General features: G+C 43.7%; 16 protein-coding genes and 2 pseudogenes. 11 read left to right on the plus strand and 7 right to left on the minus strand.

Annotated features, from left to right (window positions below; translation table 11 throughout):
- Nucleotides 1–134 precede the first annotated feature (134 nt).
- Nucleotides 135–440, minus strand: a complete 306-nt coding sequence (locus BO26_RS23635; RefSeq protein WP_167332149.1) for an HD domain-containing protein — start codon at nucleotides 438–440, stop codon at nucleotides 135–137.
- A 389-nt stretch (nucleotides 441–829) separates the two neighbouring features.
- Here BO26_RS23635 and BO26_RS01135 point away from each other — a divergent pair, with 389 nt between their 5' ends.
- From BO26_RS01135 to BO26_RS01150, 4 genes are all read left to right on the plus strand, one after another.
- Nucleotides 830–3,154, plus strand: a complete 2,325-nt coding sequence (locus BO26_RS01135) for a Tex family protein (protein ID WP_036768207.1) — start codon at nucleotides 830–832, stop codon at nucleotides 3,152–3,154.
- Nucleotides 3,155–3,398: 244 nt separating this feature from the next.
- Complete coding sequence (gene feoA, locus BO26_RS01140) at nucleotides 3,399–3,623, plus strand: ferrous iron transporter A (RefSeq protein WP_012776346.1); 225 nt, start codon at nucleotides 3,399–3,401, stop codon at nucleotides 3,621–3,623.
- Nucleotides 3,624–3,685: 62 nt separating this feature from the next.
- Nucleotides 3,686–5,998, plus strand: a complete 2,313-nt coding sequence (feoB, locus tag BO26_RS01145) for a Fe(2+) transporter permease subunit FeoB (RefSeq protein WP_036768209.1) — start codon at nucleotides 3,686–3,688, stop codon at nucleotides 5,996–5,998.
- Nucleotides 5,999–6,007: 9 nt separating this feature from the next.
- Complete coding sequence (locus BO26_RS01150; protein ID WP_036768210.1) at nucleotides 6,008–6,247, plus strand: FeoC-like transcriptional regulator; 240 nt, start codon at nucleotides 6,008–6,010, stop codon at nucleotides 6,245–6,247.
- A gap of 57 nt (nucleotides 6,248–6,304) precedes the next feature.
- On the opposite strand, the pseudogene BO26_RS01155 reads toward BO26_RS01150, so the two are convergent.
- From BO26_RS01155 to bioH, 4 genes and pseudogenes are all read right to left on the minus strand, one after another.
- Nucleotides 6,305–6,669, minus strand: a pseudogene (locus BO26_RS01155) (alpha/beta hydrolase family protein); the annotation flags it as partial.
- 311 nt (nucleotides 6,670–6,980) lie between these two features.
- Nucleotides 6,981–7,283: a helix-turn-helix domain-containing protein gene (locus BO26_RS01160; protein WP_036768211.1), complete on the minus strand. Its 303-nt coding sequence runs from the start codon at nucleotides 7,281–7,283 to the stop codon at nucleotides 6,981–6,983.
- Nucleotides 7,276–7,609, minus strand: a pseudogene (locus BO26_RS01165) (type II toxin-antitoxin system RelE/ParE family toxin). The gene BO26_RS01160 and the pseudogene BO26_RS01165 overlap by 8 nt, the downstream one beginning before the upstream one ends.
- A gap of 276 nt (nucleotides 7,610–7,885) precedes the next feature.
- Entirely contained in the window at nucleotides 7,886–8,662 is a 777-nt protein-coding gene (bioH, locus tag BO26_RS01170; RefSeq protein WP_036768212.1) for a pimeloyl-ACP methyl ester esterase BioH, read from the minus strand.
- Nucleotides 8,663–8,702: 40 nt separating this feature from the next.
- On the opposite strand from bioH, the gene gntX reads away from it, so the two are divergent.
- The 6 genes from gntX to glpD all read left to right on the plus strand — a co-directional run bounded on the left by gntX (nucleotide 8,703) and on the right by glpD (nucleotide 13,956).
- A complete protein-coding gene (gene gntX / locus BO26_RS01175) occupies nucleotides 8,703–9,386 on the plus strand; it encodes a DNA utilization protein GntX (RefSeq protein WP_036768213.1) in 684 nt (227 codons plus the stop codon).
- A 59-nt stretch (nucleotides 9,387–9,445) separates the two neighbouring features.
- Entirely contained in the window at nucleotides 9,446–10,021 is a 576-nt protein-coding gene (gene nfuA / locus BO26_RS01180) for a Fe-S biogenesis protein NfuA (RefSeq protein ID WP_036768214.1), read from the plus strand.
- A 96-nt stretch (nucleotides 10,022–10,117) separates the two neighbouring features.
- Nucleotides 10,118–10,453, plus strand: a complete 336-nt coding sequence (gene glpE, locus BO26_RS01185) for a thiosulfate sulfurtransferase GlpE (RefSeq protein ID WP_036768215.1) — start codon at nucleotides 10,118–10,120, stop codon at nucleotides 10,451–10,453.
- 10 nt (nucleotides 10,454–10,463) lie between these two features.
- Nucleotides 10,464–11,312, plus strand: coding sequence for a rhomboid family intramembrane serine protease GlpG (gene glpG, locus BO26_RS01190; RefSeq protein ID WP_036768216.1), 849 nt, complete (start codon nucleotides 10,464–10,466; stop codon nucleotides 11,310–11,312).
- A 16-nt stretch (nucleotides 11,313–11,328) separates the two neighbouring features.
- Nucleotides 11,329–12,087, plus strand: a complete 759-nt coding sequence (locus tag BO26_RS01195; RefSeq protein WP_036768217.1) for a DeoR/GlpR family transcriptional regulator — start codon at nucleotides 11,329–11,331, stop codon at nucleotides 12,085–12,087.
- Nucleotides 12,088–12,453: 366 nt separating this feature from the next.
- Nucleotides 12,454–13,956, plus strand: a complete 1,503-nt coding sequence (glpD, locus tag BO26_RS01200; protein WP_036768218.1) for a glycerol-3-phosphate dehydrogenase — start codon at nucleotides 12,454–12,456, stop codon at nucleotides 13,954–13,956.
- A gap of 558 nt (nucleotides 13,957–14,514) precedes the next feature.
- On the opposite strand, the gene BO26_RS01205 is transcribed toward glpD, so the two are convergent.
- Both BO26_RS01205 and BO26_RS01210 read right to left on the minus strand, forming a co-directional pair.
- Nucleotides 14,515–14,913 (minus strand): type II toxin-antitoxin system VapC family toxin, encoded by a 399-nt coding sequence (locus tag BO26_RS01205; RefSeq protein WP_036768219.1) that lies wholly within the window; start codon nucleotides 14,911–14,913, stop codon nucleotides 14,515–14,517.
- Entirely contained in the window at nucleotides 14,910–15,143 is a 234-nt protein-coding gene (locus BO26_RS01210; protein ID WP_229000188.1) for a ribbon-helix-helix protein, CopG family, read from the minus strand. The genes BO26_RS01205 and BO26_RS01210 overlap by 4 nt, the downstream gene beginning before the upstream one ends.
- Nucleotides 15,144–15,491: 348 nt before the next feature.
- Between BO26_RS01210 and BO26_RS01215 the strand changes: the two genes are divergently transcribed.
- Nucleotides 15,492–16,373, plus strand: coding sequence for a hypothetical protein (locus tag BO26_RS01215; RefSeq protein ID WP_036768220.1), 882 nt, complete (start codon nucleotides 15,492–15,494; stop codon nucleotides 16,371–16,373).
- The last annotated feature ends 119 nt before the right edge of the window (nucleotides 16,374–16,492 follow it).

A 16,492-nucleotide genomic window follows, 5' to 3' on the forward strand; every position in this document is an offset into this window, starting at 1 on the left:
AGTGCAGGTTAGCCGTTTTGAGGCTACAGGAGCAGGCAAACCCAATAAAGTCGCAATTACTGCTTGTATGCGTAAATTACTGGCTATTCTCAATGCAATGGAGTTAGCTCAAATAATATTGGCTTTCAAATCGCTTATTGAATCTCACTATTCAACTGCGCTAAATACCCACTCATATACAACACCCGCTTGCTGGCTTCATTTTTGCCGGCTTCAGTTAACATTGTTTCAGGGAGCTGAGAAAGTTTAGTATAAAAATGATCCACGATGTGCATTTTATCATCTGGTATCCTGTCAACACAAAATGGATCAATTTCAGAATACAATTGACTATTGAATGTCATACCCACCTGAATGCACCGAGCGATACCGATCACGCCAAGTGCATCTAGACGGTCAGCATCCTGAACAATCTTCGCTTCTAAATACCACCTGTACAATCCTTAGTCTAGAATAGCATTGTATTGAATAGGCATCCCATCCGCTGTCTCAGTAGTAATAAAGACAAATAATCAGATTTCATTCGCTCAATATTCAACCAAAGTTAAGAGTGTGATTTTTGTCACATCACACCACAATAAACTTATTTTTCAGACAATTCCTAAAACAAACTCACCTTCTCAGGTGGGGGGTGATTTTTTTCCATAAAAAATCCAAGGAAAAGATTCGATTCAACCGCAGCGTTAGGAGCGTAACCAGCAATAAATTCGTTGAATTGTGGCATAACCTGTCGAATAAGATTAAGCATGAACTGGAAATTGTTTCTCCTAAAACGTATAAAGGGGTTTTTGCGGGTATTTGAAGCCTATTCACCAGAAGAAAAATACACATGAATGAATCTCTGAGCCAAATTATTGCAAGTGAGCTACAGGCCCTGCCACACCAGGTACTTTCAGCGATCAACCTGCTTGATGAAGGGAATACCGTTCCTTTTATTGCACGATATCGTAAAGAAGTCACCGGAGGTTTGGATGACACCCAACTTCGCCAACTTGATAGCCGCCTTGGTTATCTGCGCGAACTGTCAGACCGCCGCCAAACCATTCTTAAATCCATTGATGAACAAGGTAAGCTGACACCAGAACTGGCCGAAGCTATTAATGGAACTTTGAGCAAAACAGAGCTGGAAGACCTCTACCTTCCATACAAACCCAAACGCCGCACTCGTGGACAAATCGCTATTGAATCGGGCCTTGAGCCTCTGGCGGACTCTCTATGGCAAGATCCACAACAAGAACCAGACCTGATTGCCACAGCCTTTGTTGATGCTGATAAAGGTGTCGCCGACACCAAAACTGCTCTGGATGGCGCCCGTTATATCCTGATGGAACGTTTCGCCGAAGATGCCGCACTATTAGCAAAAGTTCGTGACTATTTATGGAAAAATGCTCATCTTGTCGCCAAAGTCGTCACAGGAAAAGAGGAGGAAGGCGCAAAATTCCGCGACTATTTTGATCATCATGAGCCCGTCGCACAGGTCCCTTCTCACCGTGCACTAGCTATGTTCCGTGGCCGTAATGAAGGCATATTGCAACTTTCCCTGAATGCCGATCCCCAATTTGATGAGCCTCCCAAAGAGAGCCACTGCGAACAGATTATTACAGAGCATCTTAACCTGCGCCTGAACAATGCACCGGCAGATAGCTGGCGTAAAGCTGTTGTAAACTGGACATGGCGTGTCAAGGTATTGCTACACCTTGAAACAGAGTTGATGAGCACCTTGCGCGAAAAAGCAGAAGATGAAGCCATCAAAGTATTCGCTCGCAACTTACAAGATCTGCTGATGGCGGCACCAGCGGGTATGCGCGCCACAATGGGGCTTGATCCTGGTTTGCGTACCGGTGTTAAAGTTGCGGTAGTCGATGCCACTGGCAAATTAATAGCCACAGACACTATCTATCCGCACACCGGACAAGCCAATAAAGCAGCCGCAAGCGTAGCGGCGTTATGTATCAAACATCAGGTAGAGTTGGTTGCTATCGGTAACGGAACCGCCTCTCGTGAAACAGAACGTTTCTTCGCGGATATACAAAAACAGTTCCCAGAGATAAAAGCACAAAAAGTTATTGTCAGCGAGGCAGGAGCATCTGTTTATTCTGCCTCTGAGCTAGCAGCCCAGGAGTTTCCTGATCTGGATGTTTCATTACGTGGTGCAGTTTCCATCGCCCGCCGCCTGCAAGATCCACTGGCTGAGTTAGTGAAAATTGATCCTAAATCCATTGGTGTGGGTCAGTATCAACATGATGTCAGCCAGACCCAACTTGCCAAGAAACTGGATGCGGTAGTCGAAGATTGTGTGAACGCTGTCGGTGTCGATCTGAATACCGCCTCCGTACCTCTGCTCACTAAAGTTGCCGGGCTGACGCGTATGATAGCCCAGAATATCGTGAACTGGCGTGATGAGAATGGCCGCTTCAATAACCGTGCACAACTCATGAAAGTCAACCGCCTTGGTCCAAAGGCTTTTGAACAGTGTGCCGGATTCCTGCGTATCAATCACGGTGATAACCCTCTGGATGCATCGACCGTTCACCCGGAAGCCTATCCGGTCGTTGAGAAAATTCTGGTGGCAACTGAACAGAAGCTTCAGGAATTAATGGGCAACCCTTCCTCACTGCGTGGATTGAAGCCCGAAAATTTCACCACAGAACAATTTGGGGTTCCCACTGTTAGCGATATTCTGAAAGAATTGGAAAAACCGGGCCGCGACCCACGTCCAGAGTTTAAAACCGCCACCTTTGCAGAAGGCGTGGAAACAATGAACGACCTGCGTCCAGGTATGATACTGGAAGGTAGTGTGACGAATGTGACGAACTTTGGTGCATTTGTCGATATTGGCGTTCATCAGGATGGTTTGGTGCATATCTCTTCATTATCAGATCGATTTGTGGCAGATCCTCATACCGTGGTAAAAGCAGGCGATATCGTCAAAGTAAAAGTGCTGGAAGTTGACTTAAATCGTAAGCGCATTGCGCTGACCATGCGCCTTGATGAACAACCGGGAGAAACCAATTCACGCCGCAGCAGCAATACCCAAGCTGACCGCCGCCCCGAACGCAATGACCGGAACCGTAATACTCCACGCTCTCCAGCCTCAGCCGGGAACAGTGCTATGAGTGATGCACTTGCCGCGGCATTCGGAAAAAAACGCTGAAATTCATATACCTGTAAATAGATGCACTGCCTTGGCAGTGCATCTTTATCTTTCTAACCAGAAAAAATCCACATTCACTGATTAATCTCAACCTTATTTAACTTCAATAATGAAAATGCAATTAATATTGAAATCAATGTTGGTTATTATTTCCATTTACAATTAATATGGATAGAATAAAAATCGTACTTTTTATTCATTAATATGATTATCACTCTTACTTGCAAACATCGCGGAAGGTTATATGCAACTTCTTCCAGACCATAGTTACAAAATCATTGGCTTTTCTCCAAAGATCAGCCCTGCTTACCGGCAAAAATTGCTGTCATTAGGCATGTTACCCGGCTCCTCTTTTCATGTTGTCCGCTTAGCTCCTTTAGGCGATCCGATACAAATTGAGACTCGCAGAGTCAGTCTAATTCTGAGAAAAAAAGACCTGGAATTTCTTACATTAGACAACGCTCAGTGAAACGAATAATCCATTACAAACCGCAAAATTGTTATTCCTAATCTTAATTTGGCAATGAAAACATGAAAGCACTCACCATTGGCTTAATCGGCAACCCCAATGCCGGCAAAACAACATTATTTAACCAACTTACTGGCGCCCGCCAACGTGTCGGTAACTGGGCGGGCGTCACGGTAGAACAGAAAACTGGTCGTTTTATCACTGCGGATCATAAAATCGAATTAGTTGACCTGCCAGGAACATACTCTCTCACCACAATTTCCGAACAGACATCACTGGATGAGCAGATAGCCTGTCACTATATTCTAAGCGGTGATGCTGACATGCTAATTAACGTAGTGGACGCTTCTAACCTTGAGCGAAATCTCTACCTGACACTGCAACTACTAGAATTAGGCATTCCATGCATTATTGCTCTGAATATGCTGGATATTGCTAAAAACCAACATATCCAAATTGATATTGCCGAACTGGAACAACGCCTTGGTTGTCCGGTCATTCCAATGGTGTCAACGCGCGCTACTGGGCTGAATGAGCTGAAACAAGCAATAGACCATTATAAGCAGAATGCTGGACAGCCACTGATTCGCTACCCCGACAGTCTACTACAGGAAGTTAACAAGCTATCTGATGCAATTTCAGACAATTTTAATCCTCAACAACGCCGCTGGTTAGCACTTCAAATGCTTGAAGGAGATATTTACAGTCTAGGGCGTTCCGGTCTTGCTATTTCAATGTTGTCTGCATCCAAAGAACGCCTACAACAACAGCAACATGAAGAACCTGAACTGGTCATTGCCGATGCACGTTATCAAGGTATCAACGCATTATGTATGGCCGTGATCGACACCCAAAAAGCCATGCCAAACAAACTCACACAGGCAATCGATAAAATTATCCTCAACCGCTGGTTGGGTGTACCAATTTTCCTGATTGTGATGTATTTAATGTTCGTGTTGGCAATTAATATCGGTGGTGCATTACAGCCCATTTTCGACAGTGGTTCTATTGCTATTTTCATTCACGGTGTTCAATGGCTTGGTCATACGTTCAACTTCCCTGCATGGCTGACAGTTTTCCTCGCGCAGGGCATCGGTGGTGGTATCAACACCGTGCTACCACTCGTGCCACAAATCGGCATGATGTATTTATTCCTCTCTTTCCTTGAAGACTCCGGCTATATGGCACGAGCGGCATTTGTTATGGATCGTCTGATGCAAGTTCTCGGGCTGCCGGGCAAATCATTTGTCCCGTTGATCGTTGGTTTCGGTTGTAACGTCCCATCAATAATGGGAGCAAGAACACTGGATGCACCGCGTGAACGCTTGATCACAATTATGATGGCGCCATTTATGTCCTGTGGCGCACGACTGGCCATCTTTGCCGTATTCGCTGCGGCGTTCTTTGGCAAAAACGGTGCAACCATTGTTTTCTCCCTTTATATATTGGGAATCGTAGTCGCTATCCTGACTGGCCTGATGCTGAAATGCACCATTATGCGTGGTGAAGCTTCACCCTTCGTTATGGAACTTCCGGTTTACCATATTCCACATCTGAAAACCCTGTTTTTACAAGCCTGGCAACGCCTGAAAGGTTTTGTTATCCGTGCCGGAAAAGTGATCGTTATCGCCAGTATGTTTATCGGTGCCCTCAATAGCTTTTCCTTTTCAGGTCAAGCTGTGGATAGCATCAACGAATCCGCGCTGGCTTCAGTCAGCAAAGTCATTACACCTGTATTACAGCCAATCGGTGTTCACTCGGATAACTGGCAGGCAACTGTCGGCCTGATAACTGGCGCAATGGCAAAAGAAGTCGTTGTCGGGACACTCAATACCTTATACACCGCAGAAAACATCACCAATGAACCATTTGACGCAGAGGGTTTCAACCTACTTAGTGAACTGAAAGATGCTGTTGATGAAACCTGGAATAGCCTGAAAGATACCTTTACTCTGAGCGTACTTTCCAACCCAATCGAAGCCAGTAAAGGTGACGGTGAAATGGATAACGGTTCTATGGGAACAATGAGTACCAAATTTGGCTCTGCGATTTCCGCTTACAGCTATTTGATCTTTGTTCTATTGTATGTGCCCTGTGTTTCTGTGATGGGCGCTATCGCCCGCGAAACTAGCCGCGGCTGGATGATTTTCTCCATTCTATGGGGACTGAATGTCGCTTACTCAATCGCGGCTTTGTTCTATCAGATTGCGACTTTCTCACAACATCCGCAAAGTAGCTTAATCACTATTCTTACTGTAGCCATCTTTAATGCATTAGTGTTTTTCTTCCTACGCCGGGCGCGCAGCCCTATGACGATGAAATTGAACAACAACACTGGAAATAGCTGCCATTGCTCCAGTGGAAATTGCCACTAGGAGTTAAGAATGATTAGCCTGTTACAAGTAAGGGATGCAGTCGCTCTGAATGGACGGGCTGATGCCAAGCTGTTGAGCCACCAGCTATCTGCTTCACTACCAATGGTTGAAGCTATGCTTGAACAGCTCACAGTGATGGGCAAACTGGAAAAAATCAATGCAACTGCCTGCCTAAGTGGCAGTTGCAAACAATGCCCCGAAGCACAGAAATGTGATATGGAGGTTTATCGGATCGCGGGGGAACAGTGATCATATGATTGTAAATTGCCTCTTGACGAGATAAAAATTATAATTCGTCCGCAGCTTATTCAGTACTTCAACAGAAGGCATCGGCTGCTCCAGCACAACGGATTTCAGTAGTCTCGCATCCTGACGGGCACTATCTGTACCCATCGTCTGTAAAGCAAGGAAACGCTCGACAGTACGCTGGAAATCTTCACTCAACTGATGTTCGAAATCGCGCAAAACTTCTGGCTTAATCCCCGGCCAGCCATTTTCTGCACTGAAATGCGGTGAAGAAGCCACGGTAATTAATCTGGCAAATCCACCAGATGCAAACGAAAATGCGGGGCACATCGCATTTCAATGGAACGCCAGACTTCCGCATTCAGCCCCCACCCGCGCAGCAACACAAGATCACGCGAATTTCCATCAGAAACCTGCCAGATCAGCCATTGTTATTCAATTTGCCATCAAGGAAGAAACCTATGCTAACAATGGTTGGGTACTGTTGGCTATGCCATCAGCCTCTTTGGTTTCCACATCACGGAATATGCAGTTTTTGCAACAAGCAACTGAAATGTCTGACAAACCTGTGTCCATGCTGCGCTCTGCCCTCAGAACTCCCTTCACTGCCTTGTGGACGCTGTATCAAGAAACCACCTCTATGGGAGAATATGATATACCCTATGGATTTCAAGATGCATCGCGACGGCAAGGGAGCCTATCAACAATCTGTTGGTCCAAACTAAACACATACAGTCTATTGATTTACAGGCATTTGGAAAACAAATCTCCCTCCAAGCGCGGCAGCGTAGCGGCTTAAAGTATCCAGATTTGGCACACTTTTACCATTTTCCATACGACTAATGTTCTGCTTCTGAGTGCCAATCTTCTGAGCAACATCCTGTTGAGTAAGATGTAGCGCTTTACGTGCATCTTTAAGCTGTTTCATCAACGCCTTACGGATCTGGATATCGTTATATGTTTCCAGAGTCGCGGCGTCTTCCAAAAGAAGCGTTTTAGCTTCAGAAAACGGGATAATATCATAATCATTATCAGACATTTTTAAGACTCCGTTTAACTTCTTGCATTCGTTGGTTTGCTAGATCGAGCGATTTCTTCGGCGTTTTTTGGGTTTTCTTTTGCAGTATATGAACCACATAAAACTGTTGTCCAACTGCAAAAAAGAAAAATCCCCTCGCAATACCCTCAGAAGCACTCACTCTTAACTCTTTAAGCCCGTTTCCAATGTCTCTAACTTTTAGGCTCTTTTAAATCTGTTCCAGCAGCTTCTAATTCTTCTATGGCTTCAATCATTGAAACTTTGAGACCAACAGGTAGCTTAGAAAGCTCCTTGAACGCCGCTCTTATAATGTTTGCTGAAAACATAAAATTAATCCATTTAATTTACTATCTTAACATGTGCATCAAAAGTAATCAAAATAGATTACTTTCATGAGCGAAGCAAGCCATCTATTTAGGCAACGAGCACAGATATGCTCCCAATAAAATCACCCAAAAAATTATGCGCACCAGCAGCACCAACGCCCGCTATAGCATCAATTCACCGACAAGATCGGCAGTTTTTTACTATGCAACGAAAAAATTAATTGAATCACCGCATCCACGCGGAAGAAGCTTTACTATTTTAAGAACTCATCAAACTCACAGCGCTTCTCTACTAACGAATTCAGTTAATAACTTCACAAACTCATCTGGATGAGAAATAAAAGGCGCATGAGCGGCATGACGCATCATGGTTGAAACTGAACTAGGCCATTTTTCATCCAAGATATTGAGGATTTTTCTTGGCACCAAACCATCCAGATAACCGTAAATCCGCAGGAATGGAATGGCAAGCTCAGCCAATGGCTCCCTTAAATCTTCAGTACGTAAAATTTCTAAGCCAATATTCAGTACTTCAACAGAAGGCATCGGCTGTGCCAACACAACGGATTTTAGTAGCCTCGCATCTTGACGAGCGCTATTTGTGCCCAACGTCTGTAAAGCCAAGAACCGCTCGACAGTACGCTGAAAATCTTCACTCAACTGATGTTCGAAATCGCGCAAAACTTCTGGCTTAATCCCCGGCCAGCCATTTTCTGCACTGAAATGCGGTGAAGAAGCCACGGTAATTAATCCAGCAACCTTATCCTGATGATCAAGTGCAATCCGGCTGGCAACTAATCCACCCAACGACCAACCGAGCCACAGCGCATTTTCAGGGGCATGTCGCCAAACTTCATCCGCCATATCCGCGAGGCTCATTGGGCCATATTTCTGGCTGCGGCCATAACCTGGCAAATCCACCAGATGCAAACGAAAATGCGGGGCACATCGCATTTCAATGGAACGCCAGACTTCCGCATTCAGCCCCCAACCGTGCAGCAACACAAGATCACGCGAATTTCCATCAGAAACCTGCCAAAACAGATCAGCCATTGTTATTCTCAACTTTAATTTGCTATCAAGGAAGAAACCTATGCTAACAATGGTTGGGTACTGTTGGCTATGCCATCAGCCTCTTTGGTTTCCACATCACGGAATATGCAGTTTTTGCAACAAGCAACTGAAACGTCTGACAAACCTGTGTCCATGCTGCGCTCTGCCTTCAGAATTAACGTCATTGCCTTGTGGACGCTGTATCAGGAAACCACCTCTATGGGAAAATATGATAGCGATTACCGATTATCGCCCACCCTTGAGCAACCTTATTCGCCGCTATAAATATCACAGGACTCCACAGCTTGCGTCAGTTTTGGCGCGTCTGTTTCTGCTGCACTGGCAACAGGGCTATCGTGATGGGCGATGGTGTAAACCTAATATTCTGCTTAGTGTGCCGCTGCATCGGCGCAGACGCTGGAAACGGGGATTTGATCAAGGAGAATTAATGGCAAAGCAATTATCAGAATGGCTACAATGCGACTATCAGCAAAGCATTCTGCAACGCACGCGTGCTACACTACCACAAAGAAATTTATCAGCGGCACAGCGTAGAACCAATCTCAGGAAAGCATTTCAGCTTTGTGGCTCAGTAGTGGGACAACATGTCGCGATACTCGATGATGTTATTACCACTGGTGCGACGATAACTGAAATTTCCCGTTTGTTAATTCGTGCTGGCGCCCGTTCAATACAGGTCTGGGCGATTTGTCGAACCTTGTAGTCAATATGAGAATGGGCGTATTATAACCAACTATAGCAGTCAACTATTGAGCAAATGACATGATTAATATTACTGAAACAGCGCAAGCCCATTTTGCCAAATTACTGGCAAACCAAGAACCCGGCACACAAATCCGTGTATTTGTCATTAATCCAGGTACACCTACCGCTGAGTGTGGTGTGTCTTACTGCCCGCCGGATGCAGTTGAAGCAACAGATACAGAACTGAAATTTGAAAAACTGTCAGCTTACGTTGATGAACTGAGTGCGCCGTTCCTTGAAGAAGCAGAAATTGATTTTGTCACTGATCAGCTAGGCTCCCAGTTAACACTAAAAGCCCCCAACGCCAAAATGCGTAAGGTTTCTGATGATGCTCCGCTTGTCGAGCGTGTGGAATATGTTCTACAGTCACAAATTAACCCACAATTAGCCGGTCACGGTGGTCGTGTTAGCCTGATGGAAATCACTGATGAAGGTTTCGCTATCCTTCAGTTCGGTGGTGGTTGTAATGGCTGTTCAATGGTCGATGTCACCCTGAAAGAAGGGATTGAAAAAGAGTTGTTGAACATGTTCCCTGAGTTAAAAGGAGTGAAAGACTTAACCGAACATCAGCGCGGCGAACATTCTTATTACTAATAACTGATTTTCCCGTTCGGATAACTGTCGGGAAAATATCATTACAATAATAACCTATTGGTATAGCCTCTAAATTCTAAGAGCAATTCAAAATATATGGAACATTTTCAAGCAATCAGCCCCGAGCAAGCTTATCAACACTGGCAGGATAAATCCGCCATTATGGTGGATATCCGTGATCCACAGAGTTTCCAAGCCGGTCATGCCTGTGGGGCTTTTCATTTAACCAATGAAACATTGAACGAATTTATGCTACAGGCCAATTTTGAGCAGCCTGTGATGGTTATGTGTTACCACGGTCACAGCAGCCAAAATGCCGCTCAATACTTATTGAACCTGGGTTTCGAAGCCGTTTACAGCATTAATGGCGGCTTTGAAGCCTGGTTGAAAAACTATCCTCACGCTGTTGACTCCTTACGTAATCCGGCATAACAAACATCCCATGATCCGCGTAATCACTATTTCAAATCCACGCCTGGCACAAGGTTTTATCGATTATATGGCAACCCATCAGGTATACCTGGCTATGCGTCCGGGTCACGATGAGCACCATGTAGAACTGTGGCTAGGAGATGACACTAAACTCGCACTGGTTCAGCAAGAGCTGGAGAAATTTACCCGTGATCCACTGAACGAACGTTATCAGACTGCCAGTTGGCAATCTGGCAAAGTCAGCCACTCATTGAAATACCAGAATAATCTGAACTGGCATTACTTGAGTCGTCAGGTAGGCCCGTTAACGATCACAGTTCTAATTCTGAATATCGCTGTTTATCTCTGGATGCAGCTCGCCGGGGATTATCAGGTGATGTCCTGGCTGGCTTGGCCTGACAATAGCCAACATATGGAGCTGTGGCGTTGGGTTACTCACGGTTTGCTGCATTTCTCACTACTCCATATCATATTCAATCTGATGTGGTGGTGGTATCTTGGCGGACAAACAGAAAAGCATCTCGGTACGGGAAAGCTGTTTGTTATCACTATTGTCTCCGCCGTTTTTAGTGGCTGGGGGCAATCATTATTCAGCGGCTCTCATTTCGGCGGCCTTTCTGGTGTTGTCTACGCCTTAATTGGCTATGTTTGGTTAACTGGTGAACGCACGCCCGAACGCGGCATTGGCGTTCCTCGTGGTTTGATGGCCTTTTCAATCCTCTGGCTGATTGTTGGCTACTTCGATACGTTTGGACTCTCTATTGCCAACGCAGCTCATTTCTCTGGTTTAACCATCGGTTTACTGATGGCACTGTGGGATAACCGCCATACATTTAAAAATAATAACCGGCATTTTTAAGAATTAGGGGACTATCGTGAAGCAAACTCAACGGCATGATGCAATAGTTGAGCTGGTACGTCTTCAGGGCTACGTCAGTACTGAAGAGTTGGTTGAACACTTTAATGTCAGCCCCCAGACTATTCGCCGTGACCTGAATGATCTGGCAGATAAAAATAAAATACAGCGGCATCACGGCGGTGCAGCATTGCCATCAAGTTCAGTTAATACCGCTTATCATGACCGCAAAGTCATGTGGTCAGAAGAGAAAGCTCGTATTGCCCGGCGTGTTGCCAGCCAGATCCCAGATGGCGCAACACTGTTTATTGACATCGGCACGACACCAGAAGCCGTCGCTCACGCACTGTTAAATCATAAAGATCTACGGATTGTGACCAACAACCTCAACGTCGCAACCCTGTTGATGGCAAAAGAAGACTTTCGCTTAATCCTTGCGGGTGGTGAGGTTCGCACTCGTGACGGTGGGATTATCGGCGAAGCCACACTGGATTTTATCTCCCAATTTCGGCTCGATTATGGCATTCTGGGCATTAGTGGCATTGATATGGATGGCTCACTACTGGAGTTTGATTACCATGAAGTACGCATCAAACGCGCAATTATCGAAAATTCCCGCTGTGTTATGCTGGTAACTGACCATTCTAAGTTTGGCCGCAATGCTATGGTTAATTTAGGTAATATGAACCTCATTGATTGCTTGTTTACCGATCAAATCCCTCCTCCAGGCATCCAGAAAGTGATTGAGCAACATAATGTTCAACTCGAACTTTGCTAATCATTTTCTCTATACCCAATAGATTTCAAGATGCTTCGCGACGGCAAGGGAGCGAATCCCCGGGAGTATAGCTAACTATGTGACCGGGGTGAGTGAGTGCAGCCAACAAAGAGGCAACTTGAAGGATGAAGGGTATATACTGAGGGATAGCGCTATCTCTCAGTATCTCCTTGTAATTCTAGGTCATTCCATCTTCATCGCTTTCTAATTAATACCATGTCAATTATATGGGTACGATAATATTTGCTACGTCTATCACGCAAATATGTTTTTTCCTAACTAATGGTTGGCTATTGACAAATTTCTGATTACAATTGTGAGCGAAAACGAACATTAAAGAACTGTTTCGAACATTTAGGGGGATGCATGGAAACTAAAGACTTGATTGTTATCGGCGGTGGGATCAATGGCGCGGGTATCGCGGCTGACGCTGCTGGCCGTGGACTCTCCGTTCTGCTGCTGGAAGCACAAGACTTAGCCAAAGCCACATCATCCGCCAGTTCGAAACTGATTCATGGTGGCCTGCGTTATCTGGAACATTATGAATTCCGTCTGGTCAGCGAAGCGCTGGCAGAACGTGAAGTTCTATTGAATCTCGCGCCACACATCGCTTTTCCAATGCGTTTCCGTCTGCCGCACCAGCCACACCTGCGTCCAGCATGGATGATCCGTATTGGCTTGTTCCTCTATGACAATTTAGGTAAACGTATCAGCTTACCAGGCAGCAGGGGGCTGAAATTCGGTGCTAATTCCGTATTGAAACCAGAATTGGTCCGTGGCTTTGAATATTCTGACTGCTGGGTTGATGATGCTCGTTTAGTTGTCCTTAACGCTCAGGAAGTGAAAAAGCATGGTGGTGAGGTCCTTACCCGAACAAAAGTGACTCGTGCCTGGCGCGAACAAGATGGTTGGATGGTTGAAGCCGAAGATTTACGCACGGGTAAAACCCATACCTGGCGCGCAAAAGGTCTGGTTAACGCAACGGGTCCTTGGGTTAAAGAATTCTTTGACGATAGCCTGAAACTGAAATCACCTTATGGTATTCGTCTGATCAAAGGCAGCCATATTGTGGTACCAAGAGTGCATGATGAGCCACAAGCTTATATTCTGCAAAACGAAGACCATCGTATCGTATTTGTTATTCCCTGGATGGATGAATTCTCCATTATTGGTACAACCGATGTGGAATATAAAGGCGATCCAAAAGAGGTGAAGATAGATGATCAAGAAATCAACTATCTGCTGAAAGTCTATAACGATCACTTTAAGAAACCGCTTAGCCGTGAAGATATCGTTTGGAGCTATTCTGGCGTCCGCCCACTGTGTGATGACGAGTCTGATTCACCTCAAGCGATCACCCGTGACTATACGCTCGATATTCATGATGAACAGGGTAAAGCCCCATTGCTATCTATATTTGGTGGTAAGTTAACCACCTACCGTAAGCTAGCAGAACACGCGATGGAGAAGCTGATTCAATATTACCCCAACGCCGGAAAAGCCTGGACCAAAAATGGTCAATTACCGGGTGGTAACCTGGAAGGCTGTGATCGTGACGGTTATGCTCGCTTACTGCGTAAACGCTACAACTGGTTACCGGAAGGCGTTGCCGTGCGCTATGCACGCACTTATGGCAGCAACAGTGAACTAATTCTGCAAGGTGCTAACAATCTAACAGATCTCGGTGAATCTTTCGGACAAGGTTTATATGAAGCAGAGCTACGTTATCTGGTCAATAACGAGTGGGTTGTTGAGCTGGATGATGCCATCTGGCGCCGTACCAAATTGGGTATGTGGCTGAAAGAAGAGCAGAAGCAACGTATTGCGGCATGGTTGGCGGAGAATGCGAAGCCACGTACCGAGATTTGATTTTTCTTTACAGAAAACCATTGCTCTTCCAGTTTAAAAAACGCGACTACCGCGAGAATATTAAAAACTTCTTCGCGGTTTTTATTACATTGAATTTATATCCAATTAGAATTGTCATTGCGACATAGACATTTTTATTAATATAACTAATATGTCAATAGAAAAAGGCAATAGATGTCACAGTTTCACATGGATAGTAAGCTCAACATAATTACGCTACGAGCAAGAAGGCCCGTATTCCTCTAAGTCATCCACAATCTCGCTGGTTTACAGTTTTATTCTATAAGTTCATCCTTCGTAAGGACTAAAAAAACAAGTCAATGAGATACTGAAAATATAATTTCTACCCCACAGAATAACCGATTTAGCTAACTTATTTACTAAATAAGGTTTCATAATTCTGCTACACGTGGCTTTCTTCAACCAATTGTTATACATAGAGTTATATGTTATGTAGCGAGTGTAAGGTGTAGCACTATTTTGGAAAGCTATTTAGAATACAAAGTACCTTGAAAAACTCATCGGGCTTTTTATACCATGAAGAAGTCTATAAAAATATTAACCTATTTTTGAGCTAGACAGTTCGTAAGGAAGAATAACACCAGCATTATCTTGAAAATCTTTAGGGTTTCTAGTAATCAATAACCGCCCATTTCGCTGAGCTGTTGCCCAGATTATTGCATTAGGCAGCTTTATCTTTTTCTCATGTCGGATAACTACTGCACATTCTGCTACGTCACTCGTGACACTGAGAATCTCAAAGCCATCTAAAAAGATTCTTATTGCGTTTTCTTTATCCTTGTCCAGCTTCTTAGCTCCTACCATAACCTCCATCCATGTTATACAGCTAATAGCTGGACTATTTCCATATTTTCTCAATGTCTCCGCGGCTTGTTCATATCCATTTAAATAGTCAATCAATATATTAGTATCAAATAACGACTTCATAGCAATCATTGCCATTCCTTGCGTAAATTATTTTGATATTCCAATCCATCCAATTTTTTATCCCCCCACAAACCAAAAGCACTGTTATTCTGTTCTGAAATATTAGCATCAAGGTAAGCATCTATTGCTTTCCTGATCTGTGCAGCACGTGACTTATCGGGAGAACGCTCCTTTAAAATCTCGAGCTTTCTAATTGTTTCTTCTGGCAGATCTATATTAATTCTTACCATAGCAACCATATTTATTTCCCCTTATCAGGTATATGTATCATATACCTCATTAGTTCGACTGTCTATTTTTTGATCCAAAAAATTATTGTGATAACGAATCAACAGATTTTACTCTGAAAATAGCTATTGATCATGTAAACAAAACATTTAAAACATGTGACTTTTCCATTTGCAACAATACCTAAAATAACCTATAAATAAAGATGTTACATACATATTGGTACTGTTTTTATCAAATTAGCATAAAACTCGAAAGAAAAACGAAGCTCTACATTGTTTCTTAGGGAATTAACTTCACAAATGACCCAATAGAAATAGATGCCAAAAAGTTATAACTAGCGACAAACGGGGTGTTACATGACTACAGATATTAATGAATTCTTAAAAGCAGAAGCTTCATTTATGCTAGGAACCCTGACATTAAAATCTAATATTATCGGGGCAATGCCATACGAAGGTGGCACCATTTTGATAGCCCAGGATAGTCCATTTTATCCTAAAAACTATAACTGGCCGGATCAATTATATGATAATGGAATAATTTCAATAGGCGATAAAAAACTTGCCGTAACAAAAGTTTACACCGCAGGTCTTTTCAATGATCATTTATATATAGATCAGGAAATAACGAAACAAGATTCACCACCCAACAAGATTATTCCAGCCCACTATTTACCTGACTTACAAGAATTTTCTGAACGAAACCTGATAGGGAAAACAGTCACTTTATCTGTGAATGATGAAACAAGATACAGGGTAAGTGCCGCACATTCTATGGCTCACTTTATGTCTCTCGCATTAAACAAAGCAACAAATAGTATCTGGTCTAAGGTGTACGACACCGATGATTTGGGAAATTATAATTTAGATAAAGCCGCAATTTACCAATCTTCGATCACAGAACTTAAATCAGTGGATATTTATCGCTTTGGTAAATCACTTAAAAAGAAAGGATTCGATAAAAATATATTAATTAAAAATCTGGATAAAATTAATAGAGAAGTGAATAGTACGCTCAATAATTGGCTAACCCAAGGAGCAGAAATCACAGTCGAATATAAATCAAAAGAGATCAGTGATACCAGATTATGGAAATCGACTATTGACTCCACAGTAGTCACTATTCCATGTGGCGGCACTCATATAAACAATATCAATGAAGTCAAAGGGGTAAATGTTGAAATAAAGATCGGTGAATCTGTTGATTTTATTCAAGTAATAACTCATTGTAGAATATAGCGCCCTAACTCACCTCTGTGGATTTGGATACTTGAATCTGAATGAGGCAAGTTAACCTCCACCAGAGTAACTTCCTGAGAATACAGCGTTGTTAACTCAAGGCCCGCTGATAATTAATC

This window comes from Photorhabdus australis DSM 17609 (genome assembly GCF_000711895.1).
Classification (GTDB): Bacteria; Pseudomonadota; Gammaproteobacteria; order Enterobacterales; family Enterobacteriaceae; genus Photorhabdus; species Photorhabdus australis.

Excerpts from the sequence above, each read along its gene's own strand:
- gntX (WP_036768213.1), top strand. The coding sequence starts at position 8,703 with ATGCTAACAATGGTTGGGTACTGTTGGCTATGCCATCAGCCTCTTTGG.
- BO26_RS01210 (WP_229000188.1), bottom strand. The coding sequence starts at position 15,143 with ATGGTTGCTATGGTAAGAATTAATATAGATCTGCCAGAAGAAACAATT.
- feoB (WP_036768209.1), top strand. The coding sequence starts at position 3,686 with ATGAAAGCACTCACCATTGGCTTAATCGGCAACCCCAATGCCGGCAAA.
- BO26_RS01160 (WP_036768211.1), bottom strand. The coding sequence starts at position 7,283 with ATGTCTGATAATGATTATGATATTATCCCGTTTTCTGAAGCTAAAACG.
- glpG (WP_036768216.1), top strand. The coding sequence starts at position 10,464 with ATGATCCGCGTAATCACTATTTCAAATCCACGCCTGGCACAAGGTTTT.
- BO26_RS01205 (WP_036768219.1), bottom strand. The coding sequence starts at position 14,913 with ATGATTGCTATGAAGTCGTTATTTGATACTAATATATTGATTGACTAT.
- glpE (WP_036768215.1), top strand. The coding sequence starts at position 10,118 with ATGGAACATTTTCAAGCAATCAGCCCCGAGCAAGCTTATCAACACTGG.
- nfuA (WP_036768214.1), top strand. The coding sequence starts at position 9,446 with ATGATTAATATTACTGAAACAGCGCAAGCCCATTTTGCCAAATTACTG.
- bioH (WP_036768212.1), bottom strand. The coding sequence starts at position 8,662 with ATGGCTGATCTGTTTTGGCAGGTTTCTGATGGAAATTCGCGTGATCTT.
- BO26_RS01135 (WP_036768207.1), top strand. The coding sequence starts at position 830 with ATGAATGAATCTCTGAGCCAAATTATTGCAAGTGAGCTACAGGCCCTG.
- BO26_RS01150 (WP_036768210.1), top strand. The coding sequence starts at position 6,008 with ATGATTAGCCTGTTACAAGTAAGGGATGCAGTCGCTCTGAATGGACGG.
- BO26_RS01215 (WP_036768220.1), top strand. The coding sequence starts at position 15,492 with ATGACTACAGATATTAATGAATTCTTAAAAGCAGAAGCTTCATTTATG.
- glpD (WP_036768218.1), top strand. The coding sequence starts at position 12,454 with ATGGAAACTAAAGACTTGATTGTTATCGGCGGTGGGATCAATGGCGCG.
- feoA (WP_012776346.1), top strand. The coding sequence starts at position 3,399 with ATGCAACTTCTTCCAGACCATAGTTACAAAATCATTGGCTTTTCTCCA.